The organism is Polycyclovorans algicola TG408 (assembly GCF_000711245.1).
Taxonomy (GTDB): domain Bacteria; phylum Pseudomonadota; class Gammaproteobacteria; order Nevskiales; family Nevskiaceae; genus Polycyclovorans; species Polycyclovorans algicola.
In genome coordinates, this window is sequence record NZ_JOMH01000001.1 from 583,060 (window position 1) to 604,662 (window position 21,603).

General features: G+C 65.0%; 19 protein-coding genes and 1 pseudogene. 9 read left to right on the top strand and 11 right to left on the bottom strand.

Annotation, left to right across the window (positions count from 1 at the left end):
- Positions 1 to 2: 2 nt before the first annotated feature.
- The 4 genes from U741_RS0102820 (at position 3) to clsB (ending at position 3,976) form a co-directional block, all read left to right on the top strand.
- Positions 3 to 1,172: a DUF3047 domain-containing protein gene (locus tag U741_RS0102820; RefSeq protein WP_084154623.1), complete on the top strand. Its 1,170-nt coding sequence runs from the start codon at positions 3 to 5 to the stop codon at positions 1,170 to 1,172.
- A gap of 40 nt (positions 1,173 to 1,212) precedes the next feature.
- Entirely contained in the window at positions 1,213 to 1,896 is a 684-nt protein-coding gene (locus U741_RS0102825) for a TVP38/TMEM64 family protein (protein WP_084154624.1), read from the top strand.
- A gap of 65 nt (positions 1,897 to 1,961) precedes the next feature.
- A complete protein-coding gene (locus U741_RS0102830) occupies positions 1,962 to 2,684 on the top strand; it encodes an endonuclease/exonuclease/phosphatase family protein (RefSeq protein ID WP_084154625.1) in 723 nt (240 codons plus the stop codon).
- Positions 2,681 to 3,976 carry a cardiolipin synthase ClsB gene (gene clsB, locus U741_RS0102835; protein ID WP_084154626.1) on the top strand — a complete coding sequence of 432 codons (1,296 nt, stop codon included), beginning with the start codon at positions 2,681 to 2,683 and terminating at the stop codon, positions 3,974 to 3,976. Before U741_RS0102830 ends, clsB begins: the two co-directional genes overlap by 4 nt.
- Here clsB and U741_RS0102840 read toward each other — a convergent pair.
- The 9 genes and pseudogenes from U741_RS0102840 to U741_RS0102880 form a co-directional block, all read right to left on the bottom strand.
- Positions 3,958 to 4,848, bottom strand: a complete 891-nt coding sequence (locus tag U741_RS0102840; protein ID WP_200872660.1) for a pseudouridine synthase — start codon at positions 4,846 to 4,848, stop codon at positions 3,958 to 3,960. The genes clsB and U741_RS0102840 overlap by 19 nt on opposite strands.
- Positions 4,841 to 5,249 (bottom strand): annotated as a pseudogene (locus U741_RS17590) (ketosteroid isomerase-related protein). The gene U741_RS0102840 and the pseudogene U741_RS17590 overlap by 8 nt, the downstream one beginning before the upstream one ends.
- A gap of 109 nt (positions 5,250 to 5,358) precedes the next feature.
- On the bottom strand, positions 5,359 to 5,943 hold the full coding sequence (locus U741_RS0102850) for a hypothetical protein (RefSeq protein WP_029888983.1): 585 nt from the start codon (positions 5,941 to 5,943) through the stop codon (positions 5,359 to 5,361).
- Positions 5,944 to 6,066: 123 nt separating this feature from the next.
- On the bottom strand, positions 6,067 to 6,279 hold the full coding sequence (locus U741_RS0102855; protein WP_029888984.1) for a formate dehydrogenase subunit delta: 213 nt from the start codon (positions 6,277 to 6,279) through the stop codon (positions 6,067 to 6,069).
- Positions 6,276 to 7,088 (bottom strand): formate dehydrogenase accessory sulfurtransferase FdhD, encoded by an 813-nt coding sequence (gene fdhD / locus U741_RS0102860; protein ID WP_052378435.1) that lies wholly within the window; start codon positions 7,086 to 7,088, stop codon positions 6,276 to 6,278. Before fdhD ends, U741_RS0102855 begins: the two co-directional genes overlap by 4 nt.
- A 171-nt stretch (positions 7,089 to 7,259) precedes the next feature.
- On the bottom strand, positions 7,260 to 10,184 hold the full coding sequence (gene fdhF / locus U741_RS0102865) for a formate dehydrogenase subunit alpha (protein WP_029888986.1): 2,925 nt from the start codon (positions 10,182 to 10,184) through the stop codon (positions 7,260 to 7,262).
- Positions 10,185 to 10,252: 68 nt separating this feature from the next.
- Positions 10,253 to 10,630, bottom strand: a complete 378-nt coding sequence (locus U741_RS0102870; protein ID WP_029888987.1) for a GxxExxY protein — start codon at positions 10,628 to 10,630, stop codon at positions 10,253 to 10,255.
- Between the two features lie 34 nt (positions 10,631 to 10,664).
- Positions 10,665 to 12,248 carry a formate dehydrogenase beta subunit gene (locus U741_RS0102875; RefSeq protein WP_029888988.1) on the bottom strand — a complete coding sequence of 528 codons (1,584 nt, stop codon included), beginning with the start codon at positions 12,246 to 12,248 and terminating at the stop codon, positions 10,665 to 10,667.
- A 160-nt stretch (positions 12,249 to 12,408) separates the two neighbouring features.
- Positions 12,409 to 12,960: a formate dehydrogenase subunit gamma gene (locus tag U741_RS0102880; RefSeq protein ID WP_084154627.1), complete on the bottom strand. Its 552-nt coding sequence runs from the start codon at positions 12,958 to 12,960 to the stop codon at positions 12,409 to 12,411.
- Between the two features lie 281 nt (positions 12,961 to 13,241).
- Between U741_RS0102880 and U741_RS0102885 the strand changes: the two genes are divergently transcribed.
- The gene (locus U741_RS0102885; RefSeq protein ID WP_029888990.1) at positions 13,242 to 14,291 is read left to right on the top strand and encodes a substrate-binding domain-containing protein; all 1,050 of its coding nucleotides are present in this window, start codon (positions 13,242 to 13,244) and stop codon (positions 14,289 to 14,291) included.
- A 152-nt stretch (positions 14,292 to 14,443) separates the two neighbouring features.
- Here U741_RS0102885 and U741_RS0102890 read toward each other — a convergent pair whose 3' ends face one another.
- A complete protein-coding gene (locus tag U741_RS0102890; RefSeq protein WP_029888991.1) occupies positions 14,444 to 14,785 on the bottom strand; it encodes an antibiotic biosynthesis monooxygenase family protein in 342 nt (113 codons plus the stop codon).
- A 98-nt stretch (positions 14,786 to 14,883) separates the two neighbouring features.
- On the opposite strand from U741_RS0102890, the gene U741_RS18170 reads away from it, so the two are divergent.
- The 4 genes from U741_RS18170 (at position 14,884) to U741_RS0102910 (ending at position 19,336) form a co-directional block, all read left to right on the top strand.
- Positions 14,884 to 15,942 carry an alpha/beta fold hydrolase gene (locus U741_RS18170; protein ID WP_029888992.1) on the top strand — a complete coding sequence of 353 codons (1,059 nt, stop codon included), beginning with the start codon at positions 14,884 to 14,886 and terminating at the stop codon, positions 15,940 to 15,942.
- 76 nt (positions 15,943 to 16,018) lie between these two features.
- A complete protein-coding gene (locus U741_RS0102900; protein WP_029888993.1) occupies positions 16,019 to 16,786 on the top strand; it encodes a ParA family protein in 768 nt (255 codons plus the stop codon).
- Positions 16,787 to 16,789: 3 nt separating this feature from the next.
- On the top strand, positions 16,790 to 17,572 hold the full coding sequence (gene rluF / locus U741_RS0102905; protein WP_084154628.1) for a 23S rRNA pseudouridine(2604) synthase RluF: 783 nt from the start codon (positions 16,790 to 16,792) through the stop codon (positions 17,570 to 17,572).
- A gap of 63 nt (positions 17,573 to 17,635) precedes the next feature.
- The gene (locus U741_RS0102910; protein WP_043110176.1) at positions 17,636 to 19,336 is read left to right on the top strand and encodes an alkaline phosphatase D family protein; all 1,701 of its coding nucleotides are present in this window, start codon (positions 17,636 to 17,638) and stop codon (positions 19,334 to 19,336) included.
- A 53-nt stretch (positions 19,337 to 19,389) separates the two neighbouring features.
- Here U741_RS0102910 and U741_RS0102915 read toward each other — a convergent pair whose 3' ends face one another.
- The gene (locus U741_RS0102915) at positions 19,390 to 21,561 is read right to left on the bottom strand and encodes a PQQ-dependent dehydrogenase, methanol/ethanol family (RefSeq protein WP_029888996.1); all 2,172 of its coding nucleotides are present in this window, start codon (positions 21,559 to 21,561) and stop codon (positions 19,390 to 19,392) included.
- Between the last annotated feature and the right edge of the window lie 42 nt (positions 21,562 to 21,603).

A 21,603-nucleotide genomic window follows, 5' to 3' on the forward strand; every position in this document is an offset into this window, starting at 1 on the left:
TCATGGCCTTGCGGAATGCCCCCTCGTCAATACGCGCTCGAATCGAAAGCGTCGCCGAGCGCCTCTCGTCAAAAGTGCCCGCAGTCGAGGTTGATTCGACGTCCCTGGACCCGTTGATCGCACGGGCTCGCGCCGAATTACCGGCAGATGCTCAGGTTCACGGCTTTACCGTCACCGCCAAGCCGCTGTCCTGGTTCGACACGGGCCTGCAACTGCGTGAGGGCGAATCGATTACCGTCATCAGCACCGGCGTCGTGCATCTGGCCAAGGTGCTGAAGCTCAGCCTGCTGCCAAAATCCGTGACCTGGTGTCGCGTGGGCGATGCTGACATTCAGAAGGCGCCGGGTGAAACCTGGACCTTCCAGGCGCAAGCGTCCGGCCCGCTCAAGTTCGCGGCGCTGCCGCCGGGCTCGTTCGCCGACCGTCAGGGCCGCATCGAGCGCTCACCCCTGCACGCGCTGATGAGTGGCGGTCTGAGCGTGGTGGTGATTCGCTGGGCAGACTCCGCCGTCGAAGCAGGCTTGCGCAGTGCCGCCGAGCGCGACGCCGGCCTGTTCGCGGCCGCACTGCGCCGTTACCTGAACCCAGTGAAGCCGCCGAACGATTGGCACTATCTGTGGCGTCTCGGACAGGGCGAGTTATACCGCGCCGAGCGCGACACGCTGCTGTGCGAGACCGATTCTGATGTCGGCATTTTGCAGTTCCCGGTCGACGTACCGCTCACCGAAAGCCTGCAGTTGCAGTGGCGCTGGCGTGCCGAGCAGTTGCCGTCGCAGCGTGCCGAGCACATCGATATCACCCACGACTATCTGTCGATTGCGGTGGAGTTCGACAATGGGCTGGACCTCACCTACATGTGGAGCGCCGCACTCAAACCCGGCACCGTTTTCCAGTGCCCGCTGCCGTGGTGGAAAGAACGAGAAACCCACTGGGTGGTGCGCGCCCTTCCGGGCGATCCTCTGAGCGAATGGCTGGATGAGTCGCAACCGCTGCACGCCAATTACGCCACGGCCATCGACGGCCAGCACCCGCAGCGGGTGGTTGCGGTGTGGCTGATCGCCAATTCGATGTTCCAGCGTCGTCAGGGCCGCTGCGCATATCGCGACATTCAACTGGTCGATGGCGATAAGGTGACGCCCATCCTCATCACGCCAGCCGAGCCCCCACCCTGAAAAACCTGCCGCCGCCCCCGCCACCCCACACCGCCGCAGCGTGACGGCTCTCCCACGTCGCAAATGGTGGGGGTGGCTGCTGGCGGCGATCGTGCTGCTGGCCTTTTTGGCGCTGTGGCGGTTGACACCGCTCGGTGAATGGACCGAGCCGGAGAAGATTGCCGGGCAGATTGAGTCACTGGCCCAATCGCCCTGGGCACCGCTGAGTCTGGCGTTGATCTATGTGGCAGCGACCGGTGTGTTGTTCCCGATCATCGCGCTCAACCTTGCGTTGATTCTCACCTTGGGCCCCCTTTGGGGTGTGGCCGGCGCGCTCTACGGCACGCTGCTGGCCGGTCTGGTCGCCTTTTGGGTTGGCGGCCGGTTTGGCCGCAAGGCACTGCGCGGGCTGGATAATGCACGGCTCGACAAAGCGCTGACACTGATCCGCAACAGTGGGCTGCCGGGCATGATTCTTCTGCGCCTGGTGCCGGTGGCGCCTTACCCGGTGATCAATCTGGCGCTTGGCGCGGGCGGCATTGGCGTGGGGATCTTCAGCATCGGCACGCTGCTCGGCGTGCTGCCCAGCCTCATCGCCATGGGTGTCGTCGGCTTTCAGTTGCGCGAGGTGATTGACGACCCCAGCCCCGGCAGCATCGGCTTTCTGGTCGGGCTGCTGGTGGCCCTCGTCGCGCTGGGCGCGTGGGTCAAACGAAAACTGAGCAGTCAGGTTGAGGACACCTGAGGTCTGCTTCAATCACGCACCAAACTGCACGGGGTAACCAAGCGATCAAGATTTTGACGCTGAACATGCACAAGGGTTTCTCGGTCGGCAACCGGCGCTTCGTGTTGCACGAACTGCGCGAGGCGATTCGCGAGGCCAACGCCGACGTGGTGTTGTTGCAAGAGGTGCTCGGCGAGCATCAGGAACATTCGACCCGCTGGGAGCGCTGGCCCGAACATAGCCAGTACGAATTTCTTGCCGACACGCTCTGGTCGGCTTATGCCTACGGCAAAAATGCCGCCTACCCGGCCGGCCATCACGGCAATGCGTTGCTGTCGAAGTTTCCCATCGTTCACCAGCAGAACCACGATGTTTCAATCCACGACCGCGAGAAGCGCGGGCTGCTGCACTGCGTGCTCAAGGTGCCGGACTGGGCAGCGCCGCTGCATGTGATCTGCGTCCACCTCGACCTGTTTGAGGCCAGCCGGCAGAAGCAGCTGGCCAAGCTTTGCGAGCTGATTGAACGCGAGATTCCCGCCGATGCACCGCTGCTGGTCGCGGGCGATTTCAACGACTGGCGGCAACGAGCCCACGACATTCTGGCGGACGGTGCCGGACTCGGCGAGGCGTTCATCACTGCTTTTGGCCAGGCCGCGCGCACCTTTCCGGTATGGCTTCCAATGCTGCGGCTGGACCGCATGTACGTCCGCAACCTGCACGTCGAAGGGCCCAAACGGCTGGTCGGCAAACCTTGGCGACGCCTGTCCGATCACGCGCCGCTGCTGCTGCAAAAGGTCTCACCACAATGAATTCAAACCGTGACTGGACGCGCGGAAACGCGCTTGAGCTGCTGGAGAACGGCGAGGAATTCTTTCCCCGCGTGTTCGACGATATTGCCGAGGCCAAGCGTGAAGTCATCATCGAGACCTTCATCTGGTACGACGACGAGATCGGTCGGCAACTGCGCGACGCGCTGGTCACGGCCGCCGAACGCGGTGTGCAGGTCGACGTCACCGTCGATGGCTACGGCTCGGCGCCGCTGGGCAAGGCGTTCGTCGCCAGCCTGACCGAAGCCGGCGTGCGCTTGCATGTTTTCGCGCCCCTGCCACCGATTCTCGGCGTGCAGGCCAACCTGTTCCGGCGCCTGCACCGCAAGCTGGTGGTGATCGATCAGCGCGTCGCCTATGTCGGCGGCATCAATTATTCCGACGAGCACATGCGCTACTACGGTGAAAAATCGAAACAGGACTACGCCACCCGCGTCACCGGGCCGGCGGTCGATGACATTCACCGCTTCTGCCGCGAGGCCATCGGCCACCCAACCCCGCAGGGCCGCCGCAACCTGCGTGGCCTGCTGCGCTGGCTGCCGAGCAAGTGGTCTCACCCCGAAAGCGATGCCCAGGTGCTGCTGGTCACGCGTGACAATCACAACCACCGCACCGCCATCGAGGCCATGTACCGCCTTGGCCTGCGAAGCGCGTCGCGTGACATCGTTTTGCTGAACGCCTATTTCTTCCCGGGCTACCGTTTCCTGCGGGCGATGCGCCAGGCCGTCGAGCGCGGCGTGCGTGTGCGCCTCGTGCTGCAGGGCGAGCCCGACAAGGCCTACGTCAAGTTCGCGGCATCGACGCTGTACGACCACCTGCTCAACATCGGCGTCGAAATCTGGGAGTTCATGGAACGCCCGTCGCACGCCAAAGTGGCCGTCATGGACGACGCCTGGGCAACGGTGGGCTCCAGCAATCTCGACCCGTTCAGCCTGTCGCTGAACCTAGAAGCCAACCTGTTCGTGCGCGACACGTCGTTTGCCGGCGAGCTGCGCGAAAAACTGGAAGCCCTGCTGGCCGAGCGCTGCGTGCAGATCACCCGCGACGCGGTCGCGCGGCGTCATCCCATCTGGCACGTCTGGCGCTGGGTGGGTTATCACCTGTTGCGTCACTTTCCCAAGTTGGCGAGCCTGATTCCGGTCAAGCCGACCATGCTGAAAACCATCGAAGACCCGGACACCGACCTCGGCACCGGGCCGGGACCGCGCACGCTGGGGCACTCGCCAAGACCCGAAAGCCCGGCCGAACCCGACCCTCAGAACACGCAGCGGTAAGCGCTCTCGAAAAACCGTGTCGCGCCCGTCAGCGGGTCGGTGAAAGTCAGCGACAGCGCCACCAGTTGCAGCGGCCGGTCCGGGTTGTCGTCTTGTGGCGGCAGCAAGTCCGGGTACCACGGATCGTTGAGCAGCGGCGCGCCCAGTGCCGCCATGTGCACGCGCAGCTGGTGGGTGCGGCCGGTGACCGGTATCAGGCGAAACCGCGTGCCCCGGGCGCCGCGTTCCGTCACCTCGATGACGGTCTCGCTGTTGGGCTGACCCTTAACCTCCTGCCTGCGAAAGAAGGGCTCACCGCGCGCCAGTCGTGACATCCGCCGCCGGGGGAAATCGTCGCCTACCCGGGTTGCGCTGAGCGCGTCGTAACCCTTGTTGATGGCGTGGTTGGCGAACAGACGCTGGTAGTGCGCGCGACTGTCACTGCGCAGCGAAAACATCACCAGCCCGGCGGTCAGCCGGTCGATGCGGTGCAAAGGCGCGACGTCGACGATGTCGGCCTCGCGCTGCAACTGCACCAACAGCGACTGCTGCACGAAGCGCCCCGCAGGCGTCACCGGCACAAAGGGCGGCTTGTCGATGACCAGCAGGTGCGCGTCACGGTGCACCACGCGCCACGCCGACAACGCGGGCGGCTCATCGGCCACTTCGCGAAAGTAATGCAGACGCAAACCTTCCCGGCAGGGCGCATCAGCCGCCAGTGGCTGGCCGTTGTCATCCAGTACGCGATGCAGGGCAAAGCGCTGCCGCCAGGTGTGCGCCGTGATGTTGGGAAAGTGCGCGACGAGAAAGCTGAGTGCATCCGGCCAATCGCCGCGTGGCACGGTGATGGCGCTGGGCCGCACGCCATCGACCGCGTGGCGGGCTTCAGGCACCGACCTGTCGCAACCAGTCCTGCAGGTTGTAGTAGTTGCTAACGCGCGCAACCTTGCCGTCGCGCAACTCAAAGAACGCACCCCCCCGGCAGGCGGTAGCGCTGGCCGGTGGCCGCGGGCAAGCCTTCGTCCGTCGCGAGGTACTGGCCCACCACGGTGAACTCGACGGCCGCCCGCGTGCCGCTGGCGTTGACCATCACCGTGATGTCTTCGATCTGCTCGGCGTAGCAGCGATTCATTCGCGCCATGAAGGCTTCAAATGCCACGCGGCCAACCTCGCGACCGCCTTGGTTGATGTCGTGAATGACATCGTCGGTCATCAAGGCCAGAAACGCCGGCCAGTCGGCGCGGTTGAAGGCGGCGTAGTAATCAATGAGGAGGGATGCGGCGCGGTCGCTCATGCGAAAAATCCAGGGCGGTTTGGATGAGAGCCGCATTTTGCCGCAGACAACAAAAAGCCCGGGCGGTAAACCCGGGCTTGATCTGCCACAAACGCTGATTAGTGCGCGATCAGCCGCCGAACAGGCGACCGAAGAACCCCTTCTTTTCGCCTTCTTCAGTGTTGGCCTTGGCCTCGGCTTCTGCATTGGCGCCCGCATTGCTGTTGACCTTGGCACCGGCGTCAACGTTGACGTTGGTGTTGGCTGTACCGCCCACGGCACCCTTGACGCCACCGGCCACGCCGCCGACCACACCCCCGACCGCACCGGCGCCTTTGCGAACGCCTGTCTCCGCCATGTCACCAGTTTTGGCGGCACCGGCCTTGACGCCCGCGCCGACCTTCTTGCCGCCTTCAACGGTGGCATCGGCACCCGCCTTGGCACCATCAACCACTTTGCCACCGACCGTCTTGGTGCCGTCGACGACCTTGCCGCCCACCGTCTTGGTGCCATCGACCACCGCACCGCCCACGGCTTCGCCGCGTTCAGCACCGGCCGCCGCACCGGCTTTGGCACCCGTGGCCGTATCGGAGGCGACCTTGCCATCGACGCCGACATTGACCGATGCGTTGGCATCGGCGCCCGCGCTCTGCGCATGGGCGATACCACCGACCAGCAGTGCAGCTGCAATCAGACTCAGTTTGAAATGTTGCATGTGAGGTTCCCCTGTAAACGTACGAGATAGTTCGCCCGCGCAGCGTAGGTGTGCACGGTGAACCGATTGTGAACCCATGTTCACCACATCACCAGCCACTGCACGGTGGGCCAAACTGGCCGCCTAGGCGTCGCGGTCGCCGCGTTTCTGCAGTGCTTCCATCACCGTCGGCAGCGCCGCTGCCGGGCTCACCGCGATGGCTTCCGCCAACTGGCTGCGCATGCGCGGCGCCCAGAACTTCTGTAGGTGTTCGGCGATACGGGCTGCGGGATCGGGCTCGTCGGCCAGGTTGCGGGCGATGTCGTTGGCCATCTCGATCAAACGTTCGGCGTTCATGCCGCTGCCTCATGGTCATCCCGCAGGCGCGCCGGGCAGGTGTAGACGACTTGCCGCTCGCCGCGCGCGAAGCCGATCAAGGTCATGCCCGCCTCGTCGGCCAGCCGTACGGCGAAGGCCGTCGGCGCGCTGATGGCCACCAGCATGGGAATGCCGGCCACCGCGGCCTTCTGCACCATTTCGTAACTGGCGCGACTGGTGATGACCGCAAAGCCAAGTGCGGTGTCCACCCCGGTTGCAATGAGGTGCCCGATGAGTTTGTCCAGCGCGTTGTGGCGGCCCACGTCTTCGCGCACCGCCAGCAGGCGCCCCTGCGCGTCGGCAAACGCGGCCGCATGGGTGGCGCCGGTGCGGGCATTGAGAGGTTGCGCATCGGTCAGTGCGGCCAGCACCCGCACCACCGCACTGCGCTGAACGCTACGCCCGGCCGGGACGCGCGGCGTTGGGCGGATGGCCTCTGCCAGGGTTTGCGCGCCGCAAAGGCCGCAGCCGGTACGTCCGGTAAGGCTGCGACTCCGTTCGGCAAGGGCCTCGACGCGCTGCGCGGGAATCCGCACCGTCACCGTCACGCCCTGCGGCGGTGCCTTCGCGACAACGATGGCGCCGATCTCGTCAACCGCTGCGACGATGCCCTCGGTGAGCGCAAAGCCGCGCGCGAAGTCTTCCAAGTCTGAAGGCGTGGCCATCATCACCGCGTGCGGCTGGTCGTTGAACAACAGCGCCACCGGCACCTCCTCGGCCACGCAATCCGTGGCGCGAACTGGGCCGCGCTGGACGGGGATCTGGCGGTGAGTGGGCGGCGGGGTCATAAGCAAACTTCAAAAGCATTCAACGCAAAGGCGCAAAGAGGGAACAGCAAGGACGCAAAGAAATGCAGCTCATGGAACGCGGAAATGCTGGGCCTTGTCTTCATGTCGTCTTTGCGTCCTTGTCTTTTACCTTTGCGCCTTTGCGTTGAACCGCTTCTCGTGTGTGCGCGGTCACGCCAGTTCCCCCGCCCGCGCCGCCGCCAGCAGTTCACGCTGCTCGGCGGTGAAGGCGGCGAAGCGCCGCTGCCATTCCGAGGGCTGGCTGACGCGCAGGGCCTCGACGGCGGTGACCTTGTACTCGGGGCAGTTGGTGGCCCAGTCGGAGTTTTCGGTGGTAATCACGTTGGCGCCGGACTCCGGAAAGTGGAAGGTGGTGTACACCACCCCCGGCTGCACCCGCGGGGTGACCTGGGCGCGCAGCACGGTGTTGCCGGCGCGGCTGGCGATTCCCACCCAGTCGCCGGTGGTAATGCCGCGGGTTTCGGCATCGACCGGGTGGATTTCCAGCCGGTCTTCCTCGTGCCAAACCACATTCTCGGTGCGCCGTGTCTGCGCGCCGACGTTGTACTGGCTGAGGATGCGGCCGGTTGTGAGTATCAGCGGATAGCGGGCGTTCACCTTTTCGCGCGTGGCCACGTACTCGGTGCGCATGAAACGGCCCTTGCCGCGCACGAAGGCGTCGACGTGCATGGTCGGCGTCCCGTCGGGCGCGTCCGCATTGCAGGGCCACTGGATGCTACCAAGCCGGTCGATGGCGTCGAAGCTGACACCCGTAAACGTGGGTGTCAGGCGCGCGATCTCGTCCATGATCTCCGACGGATGGCGGTAGTTCATGGGATAGCCCAGCGCGTTGGCCAGCAGCTGGGTGATCTCCCAGTCGGCATACCCGGCCTTGGGCGCCATCACCCGGCGCACGCGTGAGATGCGCCGCTCGGCATTGGTGAAGGTGCCGTCCTTTTCCAGGAACGAACTGCCGGGCAAGAACACGTGCGCGAACTTGGCGGTTTCGTTGAGGAACAGGTCCTGCACCACCACGCATTCCATCGCTTCCAGCGCCGCGGTGACGTGCTGGGTGTTGGGGTCGGATTGGGCGATGTCTTCGCCTTCGATGTAGATGCCCTTGAACTCGCCGTCGAGCGCGGCCTCCAGCATGTTGGGAATCCGCAAGCCCGGCTCGGCTTGCAGGGCCACGCCCCAGGCGTCTTCGAAGCTGGCGCGCACTTTCGCGTCGCTCACGTGCCGATAACCCGGCAGCTCGTGCGGAAAGCTGCCCATGTCGCAGGCGCCCTGCACATTGTTCTGGCCGCGCAGCGGGTTCACGCCGACGCCCTCGCGGCCCAGATTGCCGGTGGCCATGGCGAGGTTGGCAATGCCCATCACCATGGTCGAACCCTGGCTGTGTTCGGTCACGCCGAGGCCGTAGTAGATGGCAGCGTTGCCGCCGGTGGCGTAGAGCCGCGCTGCTGCACGCACTTCGACGGCGGGCACGCCGGTGACGGCTTCCATCGATTCCGGACTGTTGCGGTCTTCGGCCACGAACGCCCGCCACGTAGCAAAGGACTCGGGCTCACAGCGCGCCTGCACGAAGGCCTCGTCCACCAGGCCCTCGGTCACGATCACATGCGCCAGCGCGTTGATCAGCGCCACGTTGGTGCCAGGCTTGAGTTGCAGGTGATGCGCGGCGGCAATGTGCGGCATGCGCACCAGATCAATGGCGCGCGGATCGGCGACGATCAGCTTCGCCCCCTGCCGCAGGCGGCGCTTCATGGCGCTGGCGAACACCGGATGGCCGTCGGTGGGGTTGGCGCCGATCACCATGATCACGTCGGCGGCCCGCACCGAATCAAAGTTCTGTGTGCCGGCCGATTCGCCCAGGGTTTGCTTCAGCCCGTAGCCGGTGGGCGAGTGGCAGACCCGCGCGCAGGTGTCGACGTTGTTGTTGCCAAACCCGGCGCGCACCAGCTTCTGCACCAGATAGGTTTCTTCGTTGGTGCAGCGGCTGGAGGTGATGCCGCCCACCGCGTCGCGGCCGAACTGTCCCTGGATGCGCTTGAGCTCGCTGGCGGCGTGGGCGATGGCGGTTTCCCAGCTCACCGCCTGCCAGGGGTCGCTGATTCGCGCGCGAATCATCGGCGTGGTGATGCGGTCGCTGTGCGTGGCATAGCCCAACGCGAAGCGGCCTTTCACGCAGGAATGGCCGTGGTTGGCGTGGCCGTCCTGGTTGGGGACCATGCGTACCAGGTCTTCGCCCTGCATCTCGGCGCGGAACGAGCAGCCGACACCGCAGTAGGCGCAGGTGGTCACCACGCTGTGGCTGGCCTGACCCTCCTCGATCAGCGACTTCTCGCTCAGCGTCGCCGTCGGGCAGGCCTGCACACAGGCGCCGCAAGAGACGCATTCGGAGTCCATGAACAATTCGTCCTGCCCCGCCGCCACCTTCGAGTCGAAACCGCGCCCCTGGATGCTCAGCGCCAGCGTGCCCTGCTGCTCGTCGCAGGCCCGCACGCAGCGCGAGCAGACGATGCACTTGCTGGGATCAAAGCTGAAGTACGGGTTGCTGCTGTCGGTCTCGACAAAGCGCGGATTGGCCTCGCCGTTGACCGCCGCGTGGACATGGTTATCGCCCTCGTAGCCGTAACGGACCTCGCGCAGACCCACGGCCCCGGCCATGTCCTGCAACTCGCAATGGCCATTGGCGGGGCAGGTCAGGCAGTCCAGCGGATGGTCGGAGATGTACAGCTCCATCACCCCGCGCCGCAGTTTGGCGAGGGCCGCGTTCTGCGTGGTCACCACCATGCCCTCGGCCACCGGCGTGGTGCACGACGCCGGATAGCCCTTGCGGCCCTCGATCTGCACCAGACACAGGCGGCAGGAGCCGAAGGCCTCCAACTGATCGGTGGCGCAGAGCTTGGGAATGGCAATGCCCGACAAGGCCGCGGCACGCATCACCGATGTGCCCTCCGGCACCGTGATCACGCGGCCGTCGAGGGTCAGCGACACCGGCTTGGCCTCAGGTGCCGCCGTAGCGGTTTTGCGGCCGACGTTGCGATACAGCGGCGCGGGGGTGCCGAGGTCGGGTTCAGCGATGGAGCGCATGGGTTACTCCCTGTCGGCAAAAGCTTTCAACGCAAAGGCGCAAAGATGAAAAGAAAGGACGCAAAGATTCACAGATCGTTGACGACGCGTTGGATACCTGCACGCATAGTGCGCTCGTGAAAGTTGAGCAAAAGACCAAGCCTGCATTGCGAGAGGCGCAAATAGGTGAGCAACTGGGACGCGTGTATCGGGGCAAGCTGAGCAACGGCCTTGATCTCGACAATGACGCAGCCTTCGACGAACACGTCGAGCCGATAAGCGTCGCCGAGCGGCACGCCTTTGTAGCGCGCGGGTAGTGGTACCTGCCGCTCGAAGCAGAGGCCGCGCTGCGTGAGTTCAATCGCCAGGGCAGCTTCATAAGCTGACTCCAGCAACCCGACACCCAGCTCACGATGCACCTCGATTGCGGCACCGACGATGATGTTGGAACACGAATTGGGCTCCAAATTTCACCTCCGTTTTTCTTTGCGTCCTTGCTTTTCACCTTTGCGCCTTTGCGTTGAAAGCTTTTCTGAAGTCCCCAGCAAAGTGATCCAGCGCCGACAGCACCGGGATTGGCGTCATGCCGCCCATCGCGCATAGCGAGCCGTGGGTGAGGGTGTCGCAAAGATCGCGCAGCAGCGTTTCCTGGGTAGCATCGCCTGCGGTGAGGCGGTCGATCACTTCCACACCGCGCACCGAGCCGATGCGGCAGGGCGTGCATTTGCCGCAGGATTCGATGGCACAGAATTCCATCGCGTAGCGCGCCTGTTCGGCGAGGTTCACGCTGTCGTCGAACACCACGATGCCGCCGTGGCCGACCATGCCGCCTGCTTCGATAAAAGCTTCGTAGTCCAGCGGCGTGTCGAACTTTTCGGGCGGCCAATACGCACCCAGGGGGCCGCCGATCTGCACCGCGCGCACCGGTCGACCGCTGCGGGTGCCACCGCCAAAGTCTTCAATGATTTCGCGCACGGTCACGCCGAAGGCCTTTTCGATCAGGCCGCCGCGTTTCACGTTGCCGGCCAGTTGTATCGCCAAGGTGCCGCGTGAGCGACCTCGCCCAAAGTCGCGGTAATGGGCGGCGCCACGCGCCAAAATCTCCGGCACGGCGGCGAGGGTGAGCACGTTGTTGACCGCCGTCGGCTGGCCGAACAGGCCGTTGATGGCTGGCAGCGGCGGCTTGGCGCGCACCTGCCCGCGACGGCCTTCCAGCGAGTCGAGCAGGGCGGTTTCTTCGCCGCAGATATAGGCGCCCGCACCGAGACGCACCTCCAGATCAAACCGTTTGCCGCTGCCGCAAACATCGACCCCGAGATAGCCCGCTTCATAGGCCGCCGACAGGGCGACGGTCAGCGCGCGATGCGCGTGCGGGTATTCCGAGCGCAGGTAGATAAACCCCTGTGTGGCACCGGTGGCCAGGGCGGCGAGGGTCATGCCTTCGATCAGGCTGAAGGGATCGCCCTCCATCAGCATGCGGTCGGCGAAGGTGCCGGAATCGCCCTCGTCGGCATTGCAGACGATGTATTTCTGCTGGCGCGGGTCGTCGCGATCGGGGCCGACGACGACCGGCGCCTCCAGCACCGTCTTCCACTTGATGCCGGTGGGAAACGCCGCACCGCCGCGCCCGCGCAGGCCAGATTCTGTGACGGCTTCGACGATGGCCTCGGGGGTCATCGTCAACGCTTTCTCCAGACCGGCGTAACCCCCATGCCGACGGTAGTCCGCGAGGCTGCGCGGATCGACCACCCCGCAGCGCGCAAAGCTGAGTCGCTCCTGCTGCCGCATCCACGGCAGTTGCCCGGTCGGCCCCAGCCGCAAGGCGTGCGCGCCCCCGTAATGGAACCCGGCGGCGAACAGGCCGGGCACGTCATCCGCCGTGACCGGGCCGTAGGCCAGGCGGCCCTGGTCGGTGTCGACCTCCACCAGCGGCTCCAGCCAGTGCATGCCGCGCGAGCCGTTGCGGATCAGTTCAACGCTCAGCCCCGCTTGGCCGGCATGCGCGTTAATGGCTGCCGCGACGGCGTCAGCGCCCACCGAGCAGGCGGTGGCATCGCCGGGGACGTAGATGCGGGAGCCGGTCATGGTGAAGCACCCCAAAAGCAGAAGCGTTCAACGCAAAGGCGCGAAGGGGTGAAGCAAGGACGCAAAGAAAAGCCCAAGCAAGGAAACACAACAACAAAAAATCTTTGTGTCCTTTCTTTTTTTTCTTTGCGCCTTTGCGTTGAACCGCTTTTGACCCAGCTCATGGCGCTTGCCCCAGCAGCCGCTCCAGCCCTTGCGGCGTGACCCGTCCGTGCAGGCGCCCGTCGATCATCACCGATGGTCCCAGCGCGCAGTTGCCGAGGCAATACACGGGTTCGAGGGTGACGCGGCCGTCGGGGGTGGTCGTGTGCAGGTCGATGCCGAGTTGCTCGCGCAGGTGGGTTTCCAGAGCCCGTGCGCCGACCGCCTGACAGGCCTCGGCGCGGCAGAGCTTGACCACCCGCTGCCCCGGCGGCTGCTCGCGGAAGTCGTGATAGAAACTGATCACGCCGTGCACTTCGGCGCGGGTGAGGTTCAGCCCGTAGGCGATCAGCGGCACGGTGCGTGGCGGCACACAGCCCAGCCGCGCCTGCACCGCGTGCAGCACCTCGATCAGGCCGCCCGGCTTGGGGCCTTGTTCACGCACTGCCGTGTGCACGGCCTCGCGTTCTAGGGGCGGCAGGTCGGCGCCGGGCGCAACCTGGATGGCAATCACCCGGTCACGGCGCTTGCCGCTGCGCGGCGGAGTCCCTGAATATGTCTCCTCAAGCATATGGGCATCCCGATGGGTGGCCTTGATTCTTTGACTGATTCTGATCCCGAAAGCCCGCAGCACCCAACAATTGGCGGTGCTGGCCCACTTTAATCGGCTTTCAAAAGCCGATATAAAGCGAACAGCGTTCAACGCAAAGGCGCAAAGAGGTGAACCAAGGACGCAAAGAAAAAGCCAAGGCAAGAAAGCCGAGAGAAAATCAAAGAAAAATCTTTGCGTCCTTTCTTGTTTTCCTTCGCGCCTTTGCGTTGAACGCTTCTGATTCCCTACCCGGCCCGCCCATGTACCGCATCCAGATCACCCCGCAGTGGCAGCTTGCCCAGGGCGCCGGCTTTGACGGCTTGCCGCGGCTGATCGCGCTGCTGGTCGCAGTGCACGACACGGGTACGCTGCGCGCGGCCTGTGCGCGGCTGGGGCTGTCCTACCGCCATGCCTGGGGATTGATCAAACGCGCCGAGGGGCATTTTGGCGCGCCCTTCCTCATCAGCCGTCGCGGCCAGGGCGCCAAGCTCAGCGCCTTGGGCGAGAAGCTGGTGTGGGCAGACCGTCGCATCGCCGCGCGGCTGGGGCCGGTGATGGACAGCCTGAGCGCGGAGATCGAAACCGAGATCGAGCGGGCGCTGACCCAGGCGCAGGGCATCCTGCGCCTGCACGCCAGCCACGGCTTTGCGGTGGAAACGCTGCGGGCACGATTCTCCGAGCAGGGCCTGCCGCTGGATCTGCGCTACTGCAGCAGCACCGAAGCGCTGGCCGGGCTGGCCCAGGGGCGCTGCGATCTCGCCGGATTTCACGTGCCGACCGGGCGGTTCGAGACTGCCATGCGCGCCCATTACGGCCACTGGCTGGACCCGGCCCGCCACCGGCTGATCCAGCTCGCCACCCGGCGCCAGGGGCTGATGGCGGCGCCGGGCAATCCACTGGGCATCACCGGCCTTGGCGATCTAACGCGCCCGGGCCTGCGCTTCGTCAACCGCCAGCCGGAAGCGGCGACGCGCTATCTGCTGGACCTGATGCTCAAGGACGCAGGCGTCGAGCCGCGACAGATCACCGGCTACGACGTTACCGAGTTCACCCACGCCGCCGTGGCCGCCTACATCGCCAGCGACATGGCCGATGTCGGTTTCGGCGTCGAGACCCCGGCGCAACGCTTCGGCCTGCATTTCTTGCCGTTGATCACTGAGCGCTACTACTTCGCCTGCACCACGGAGTGGCTGGCGAGCACCGCAGCCGACGCCGTGCTGGACGAGTTGCGCAACCCAGAACTGCGCGCACGCATCAACGCACTGGCCGGGTACGACGCGATGGACTCGGGGACGGTGTTGGGGCTGTAGGTCAGGCTCAAAGCGGCTCAACGCGAAGGCGCAAAGGAAAACAAGAAAGGAGGCAAAGATCTTTTCCTTGGTTTTCTCTGCGCTTTTATTGCTTTGCTTTTGCTTTGCGTCCTTGCTTCACCCCTTCGCGCGTTTGCGTTGAACGACGTTTTTCAGGGCATGGTCCCGAAGTCGCCCTGCTCGTCTTTGTCGAGCCTGACGACCCACTCGGGCTCGTCGAACTCGCCGATCAGGGTGATTTCGCAGGTCTTGTGATGCTTGGCGAGGATGGCTTTCACGGTGGCGTCACGATCGTCGTCCTTGACGTCGCGGTGGGCTTTGGACTGCCAGTGGGCAATGGCTAGCAGGGTGTCATCGCTGCCGATCTTGCGGTGCAGCTCGGTGCCGAGCGCGCCGGGTGTCTGCTGGATGATGCGGCTGGCCTCGACCCACCCGGCGGCGTATTCGGCGACGGTATACGGCGGGATGACACGCACTTCGAAGATGTATTTCACGCGGGGCCTCCAAGGCTGGGAACCATGGGATCAGCATGCCAGAGCCCTGGTGAAGCAGAGCCGTTTATCCTCGGCAGCCACCCGACGGAGACGCCCCCATGTCGTTGCCGACCAACAGCCCGATGACCCGTGTGCCCGATGACTACTGTCCACCGGGCAGTGCGCGCCACTTCACGCTGGGCGAGGGGCCCGATGCCGGCAAGACGCTGTTTTATTACGACGTCACCGTGGGCGAAGGCACGCCGCGCACCACTGTGCTGATGGTGCACGGCAACCCGGAGTGCAGTTACACCTACCGCCATGTGCGCGATCACCTGATCGCCTCCGGCACCCCGTGTCGCATCGTCGCGATGGACCACATCGGTTTCGGGCGCTCGGATCAGGCCAGCTTCGAAATGGTCGACATGCACCACGCCGCCAACCTGAAACAGTTGGTGGCCCACCTGGACCTGCGCGACATCACGCTGCTGGTGCATGACTGGGGTGGCGGCATCGGGATCGGCGCGCTCATCGACTCGCCCGAGCGGGTCACCCACCTGGTGGTCATGAACTCCACCGTGTTCCCGATGCCGGCCCAAGGCTTCGTTTACACCAACTACCCCTATCCCATGTTGCCGTGGTACCGCACCGCCGACCTGGTGCCCGCCCACCTGTGGGGTGCGGTATCGGCCTATGTGGTCTCGCATGCCGTGCCGCAAGGCCTGCCACGCTTCACCGCCGGCATCGCAGGCATGGTCGCGCGCTACTACAGCGGGCGCCTCACGCGCGACATGGACACCCCGGAATCGGTGTGGTGCGCGCAATTTGGCACACGCATCAACGCGCTCAGCTCACAACGTAACGTGCGTCACACGCCCTATTGGGGCCACGGCTATCGCTACACCGTGCCCGGCCTGGGCACGCAGGATACCGGGCCGTTTTACCGTCACATCCAGAGCCGTATTGGCGCCGCCTGGGGCCCTAAGGGTCAAGACATCGGCGTTGCCGGGTATTTCGGCGGCTGGGATGCCTGCGGCAAGGATGAAGTGGTTGCCCAGTGGCACGCCGCGCTGCCGCAGATGGCGGCCCGCACGCATCGTTATCCCGACGTCGGGCATTTCGTCGAGGAGTACACGGGCGTCGAGATCGCCGAAGGCGTGCGGGCGCTGCTCGGTTGAGCGCGCAACGGTGAAGGCGCGCCCCTTGGCCTAAACTTTGCGGCCGATTGGCAACACATCATTCAAGGGAAGGGCAATGACCAAGCGCGTGGTGTTCAACCAGAAAGGCGGGGTGGGCAAGACCACCATCGTCTGCAACCTCGCGGCCATCGCCGCCAGTCAGGGCCTGCGCACCCTGGTGATTGACCTCGACACTCAGGGCAACGCCACCCAGTACCTGACCGGCAGCGCGCCGAGCACGCCCGACAAGACCATTGCCGACTTCTTCGACTCGACTCTGGGCTTCTCGCTGCAGTCGCCGGCGTTTGCCAGCTTTGCCAGCCGCACGCCGTTCGACAACCTCGATGTGGTGGCCGCCAGTCCGCGGCTGGAAGAGCTGATCGTCAAGCTCGAAGCCAAGCAGAAGATCTACAAGTTTCGCGATGCGTTGAAGAAACTGCGCGGTTACGACGCGGTGTTCATCGACACCCCGCCTGCGCTGAACTTTTACAGCCGTTCGGCGCTGATCGCTGCAGATCGCGTGTTGATCCCGTTTGATTGCGACGAGTTTGCGCGTCAGGCGCTTTATACCCTTCTGGAAAACCTGCACGAGATTCGCGCCGATCACAACGAAGATCTGGCCATCGAGGGGATCATCGTCAACCAGTTTCAGAGCCGCTCCAAGTTGCCGACGCGGCTGGTCGAAGAGCTGCGCGCCGAGGGCCATCCGGTGCTCAAGCAGACCCTGGGCAGCTCGGTGAAGGTGAAGGAATCGCACGAGGCGCATGTGCCGCTGATCTGGCACGACCGCAGCCATCGCATCACCGGCGACTACGTGGCCCTGTTCAAGTCACTGAAGCGCTGACGCGTGCGGCTCAACAAGTTCATCAGCGAAACCGGCATCTGCTCGCGGCGCGGCGCCGACGCGTGGATTGAGGCCGGGCGGGTCACGGTCAACGGCACGCTCGCCACGCTGGGCACGCAGGTGAATGACGGCGACGACGTGCGCGTCGATGGCGAAACCATGGGTCGCGCCAAAAAGAACGTCTGCATCGCCTTCCACAAGCCGGTCGGCATTACCTGCACCACCGAGCGCCGCGTGCGCGGCAACATCATCGACTTCATCAACCATGCCGAGCGCATCTTCCCCATCGGGCGGCTCGACAAGGACTCGGAAGGGCTGATTCTGCTGACCAATGACGGTGACATCGTCAACCCCATCCTGCGCGCCGAGAACGGCCACGAGAAGGAATACATCGTCACCGTCAACAAGCCGGTTACCGACGACTTTCTGCGCGGCATGGCCAGCGGCGTCGCCATTCTCGACACGGTGACCCAGCCCTGCGAGGTGACGCAGATCGACCGCAACGTGTTCCGCATCGTGCTTACCCAGGGGCTGAACCGGCAGATCCGCCGTATGTGCGACGCGTTTGGCTATGTGGTTCGGCGTCTGCAACGGGTGCGCATCGTCAACATTCACCTGGCCGGCATTGCCCGCGGCCAATGGCGTGACCTGGGTGAGGATGAGCTGCGCGACCTGCTGGCCAACACACCGGCGCCACGACCCGCCGCCGCGCCGGCAGCCACGGCCTCGCCCGCCGAAGCCAAGCCCAATCCGTGGCATAAATCGAGCCTAATGCAGCCGCGCTGACACGAGATTGTCGTGCGTGCGGCCTAATCTTGACGCCATCCGAGTTGAGGTGGGGAAGGCGTCATGGGCAAGGTCAGGGGCGATGCAGGCGGGTGGTCACGGCGTGAATTTCTCAAGCGCGCCGCGACCGGGGCGGCCGTCGCGCCCCTGGCGGCGTGCTCGTCATCGGTGGGCATTGACGGCTTGATGCCGGGCGAGAACCCCTTCAAACATGGCGTCGCTTCGGGCGATCCGCTCACCGATCGGGTGATTCTGTGGACCCGCGTCACGCCGACGCAGGGCATGGGCGGTGACATTCCGGCAACGCTGACACTCGCCGATGACCCCGGCTTTCGGGTGAACACACGCACATTCGCGGTCACCGCGTTGGCCGCACGCGACTGGACGGTGAAGCACGACGCCACCGGCCTGACACCCGGCGCAACGTATTACTACCGGTTCGACGCGCTGGGCTTTGGCTCGCCGGTCGGCCGCACCCGTACCGCCGGCCTCGATCCGCAACGCATGCGTGTCGCGGTGGTGAGCTGCTCGAACTATCCCGCCGGCTTCTTCAACGCCTATGCCCGCATCGCCGCGCGCGCCGACCTCGATCTGGTGCTGCATCTCGGCGACTACCTGTACGAAACCGGCGCTGCCGGCAGCGTCGGCCGTGCCCACGAACCGCGTCGCGAGACCATCCTGCTGGAGGACTACCGCGAGCGCCACGCCCAGTACAAGGCAGACCCCGACCTGCAGGCGGCCCATCGCCAACACCCGTGGATTGCGGTGTGGGATGACCACGAATCGACCAACAACTCACGTCGCGACAGCGCCGAGAATCACACCGAAGGCACCATTGAAGACGGCGGCGAAGGCATCTGGCAGGTCCGCAAGCGCTGGGCGCAGCAGGCCTACGACGAATGGATGCCGATCCGTCTGCCCGAGCCCGGCAACCCTGACCGCATCTGGCGGCGTTTCGAGTTCGGCGGGCTGATGGACCTGTGGATGCTCGACACGCGGCTGTTCGACCGTGATGACGAGCTAGGCATCAACGATCCTGGCAACTTCGACCCGGACCGACGTCTGATCGGCCCCGAGCAGCGCGACTGGCTGCTGGGCGGGCTGAGCACGTCGACCGCAACCTGGAAAGTGCTGGGGCAGCAGGTCATGTTCGGCCAATTCAAACTCACGCCGCTGCCCGACCTGCCGCTGGGCGCGCTGGCTGCGCTGCCCATTCCGCTGGTCCTGGCGAGCGGCCAAGGGCTCACCGATGTCTACCTGAACCCGGATCAGTGGGATGGCTACGCGGCCGAGCGGCAGGCGATTTTTGACCATCTCAGCACGCGGAACATCGCCAACACCGTGGTGCTGACCGGCGACATCCACAGCTCGTGGGTGATGGACCTGACGCCCGATCCCGAAAACCTGATGGCCTACAACCCGCTGACCGGCGCCGGGTCATTGGCGGTGGAATTCGTCGGCACTTCGGTGACCTCGACCGGCCTTGACCAGCTCGCCGCCGTGCCCGATCTGGCGAGCGCCCTGCGCCTGCTCAACCCGCACATGCAATACATCGAAGTCACACGCCGCGGCTATCTGCTGATGGACATCACGCCCGGCGAGACCGTGGGCGAATATTGGTACGTGCCCACCGTGGCCGCGCCCGACGCTGGCGAAACCTTTGCCATCGGTTACGCCACGGCGGCAGGCAGCAACTTCATCACCCGTCAGCCGCGCCGTGCGCCGGTGGCGCCCCCGGAGAATCCCCCTGTTTTGGCGCCTTGAAGAACACAAAAAACCCGGCGCCAAGGCCGGGTTTTTTGGTTCAGCCCTTGCCCTTAGCCCGCCTCGGCCTCCGCTTCCTTGGCGGCCTTGACCTGGTCATTCAGATCGTTGGCGCGCTTGATGATGAACTGATGAATGGCGTCCACATCATCAGGCGTCAGGATGTCCATCATCGGCGGCATGCCCTTCTCGGCCAACGCGCCGGCGAGGATGCCGGCAAACATGTCGTGCGTTTCCGCGGTCATGTATCGAAGATCAGGGACCACCGAGCTGCCAATGGCATTGGGCCCGTGGCACATGCCGCAATGGCCGTTGTACAGCTCACGACCTGCGGCAATCTGCGCCTCGTCACCGGTGACTTCGGGTGGCTCGGGCAGGGCGATCAAACCGGGCTTGGGCGCCGGCAGGGTCGCCGTGCCGCCGATCTTGTAGGTGAGGATGCGCGCATCCGGCTGTACCTTGGCCGGCTCTGACAGACCGCCCAGCGCCAGCGGGAAGGCGCCGCCCCAACCCGCCGCGACGGTCACGTACTGCTCCCCGTCAATTTCATAGGTGATCGGCCCGGCGAGCACGCCGGTGTTGGCGGGCGATTCCCACAGCTTTTCGCCCTTGTCAGCCGAGTAGGCCACGAAGCGGCCATCGGCCGTGCCCTGGAACACCAGGTTGCCGGCGGTGCTGAGGGTGCCGCCATTCCACAGGGTGACGTGGCTCTGGCGCCAAACTTCCTTCTGCGCGACCGGGTCCCAGGCAATCAGGTGCCCGCGATGCGCGGCCACGGCGCCGGCCAATTCTTCAGGGTTCTCGGGCAGCGCCAGCGGCTGTGAACCGAGGTGCCAGGTGCCCTTGCCGCGGAACTTCTGGTCGGGTGCCGGCGCGAGGTAAGCGACCGCTTCCTGCATGGGGATGTAGACCAGCCCGGTTTGCGGGTTGAATGACATCGGCATCCAGTTGTGCGCGCCCAGCGGGCCGGGGGACACCAGCTTGCCTTCTTTGGACCAGTCGCCTTCTTCGGTCTCGACCGGGCGACCGGTTTCCATGTCGACATGCGAGGCCCAGTTGGCCGGCGCAAATTTCTCGGCTGACAGCAGTTCGCCGGTTTCGCGGTCGAGCACGTAGAAGAAACCGTTCTTCGGCGCCTGCATCAGCACTTTGCGCTGTTTGCCTCCAATCTCCAGCTCGGCCAGCACCATGTGCTGGGTGGCGGTGTAGTCCCAGTTGTCGCCGGGGGTGGTCTGGTAGTGCCAGACGTACTCGCCGGTATCGGGCTTGAGCGCGACGATGGACGACACGAACAGATTGTCGCCGCCCTCTTCGCTGCGCACGTTACGGTTCCAGGTCGAGCCGTTGCCAACGCCGATGTAGAACAGGTCCAGCTCGGGGTCGTAGGCCATGGCGTCCCACACCGTGCCACCGCCGCCAAACTCCCACCAGTTGCCGGTCCAGGTCGGCAACGCCATTTCCATGGCCTTGGACTCGGGCGGATCTTCCGGGTTACCCGGCACGGTGAAGAAGCGCCATTTCTGGTCGCCGGTTTCGGTGTCGTAGGCGGTGATATAGCCGCGCACACCGAGCTCTGCGCCGCCGTTGCCGATGATGACCATGTCTTTGACGACACGCGGTGCACCGGTGATGGTGTAGCTGCGGTTCTCGTCAATGATGGTGTTGACCTCCCAATCGACCTTGCCGGTCTTGGCGTCAAGCGCAGCCAGGCGGCCGTCGTACACACCGACGTAGACCTTGCCCTTCCAGACCGCGACACCGCGATTGCCGACGCCGCAGCAACCATCACGCGCCTTGCTCAGCGCCACCTTGGGGTCGTACTTCCACAGCTCTTCGCCGGTCACCGGATCCAGTGCCGATACCACCGAGAACGGCCCGGTGACGTACATCACACCGTCGACGACGATGGGTGTCGCCTGCGCAGCGCGGTCGTGATCGAGCTTGTAGGCCCAGGTCAGACCCAGCTCGTCCACGTTTTCTGTGGTCACGTCGGTCAGCGGGCTGAAGCGCTGCTCGCTGTAGGTGCGGCCGTGGCTGAGCCAGACGCCGGGCTCTTCATCGGCCGCGATGATGCGATCACCGTCCACGGCCGCAATCGCCGCAGTGGCCGCCTTGGCGTCATCGGTCATTTCGGGCTCGGGCGCGGGCGCATCGGTTTTCGCGCCACCGCAGGCGGCGAGTAACGCACACAGCAGGGCGGGGGCCCAAAGGGATCGAGTCAACATCGTGGTGCTCTCCTGGATTCAGATTGACTTACGTCGCGACCC

What these genes read in the sequence shown, in the direction of transcription:
- clsB (WP_084154626.1), top strand. Translation starts at nt 2,681, where the DNA reads ATGAATTCAAACCGTGACTGGACGCGCGGAAACGCGCTTGAGCTGCTG.
- U741_RS0102875 (WP_029888988.1), bottom strand. Translation starts at nt 12,248, where the DNA reads ATGACCGGCTCCCGCATCTACGTCCCCGGCGATGCCACCGCCTGCTCG.
- U741_RS0102885 (WP_029888990.1), top strand. Translation starts at nt 13,242, where the DNA reads ATGTACCGCATCCAGATCACCCCGCAGTGGCAGCTTGCCCAGGGCGCC.
- fdhF (WP_029888986.1), bottom strand. Translation starts at nt 10,184, where the DNA reads ATGCGCTCCATCGCTGAACCCGACCTCGGCACCCCCGCGCCGCTGTAT.
- U741_RS0102820 (WP_084154623.1), top strand. Translation starts at nt 3, where the DNA reads ATGGCCTTGCGGAATGCCCCCTCGTCAATACGCGCTCGAATCGAAAGC.
- U741_RS0102880 (WP_084154627.1), bottom strand. Translation starts at nt 12,960, where the DNA reads ATGCTTGAGGAGACATATTCAGGGACTCCGCCGCGCAGCGGCAAGCGC.
- U741_RS0102830 (WP_084154625.1), top strand. Translation starts at nt 1,962, where the DNA reads ATGCACAAGGGTTTCTCGGTCGGCAACCGGCGCTTCGTGTTGCACGAA.
- U741_RS0102910 (WP_043110176.1), top strand. Translation starts at nt 17,636, where the DNA reads ATGGGCAAGGTCAGGGGCGATGCAGGCGGGTGGTCACGGCGTGAATTT.
- U741_RS0102900 (WP_029888993.1), top strand. Translation starts at nt 16,019, where the DNA reads ATGACCAAGCGCGTGGTGTTCAACCAGAAAGGCGGGGTGGGCAAGACC.
- U741_RS0102855 (WP_029888984.1), bottom strand. Translation starts at nt 6,279, where the DNA reads ATGAACGCCGAACGTTTGATCGAGATGGCCAACGACATCGCCCGCAAC.
- U741_RS0102915 (WP_029888996.1), bottom strand. Translation starts at nt 21,561, where the DNA reads ATGTTGACTCGATCCCTTTGGGCCCCCGCCCTGCTGTGTGCGTTACTC.
- U741_RS0102850 (WP_029888983.1), bottom strand. Translation starts at nt 5,943, where the DNA reads ATGCAACATTTCAAACTGAGTCTGATTGCAGCTGCACTGCTGGTCGGT.
- fdhD (WP_052378435.1), bottom strand. Translation starts at nt 7,088, where the DNA reads ATGACCCCGCCGCCCACTCACCGCCAGATCCCCGTCCAGCGCGGCCCA.
- U741_RS18170 (WP_029888992.1), top strand. Translation starts at nt 14,884, where the DNA reads ATGTCGTTGCCGACCAACAGCCCGATGACCCGTGTGCCCGATGACTAC.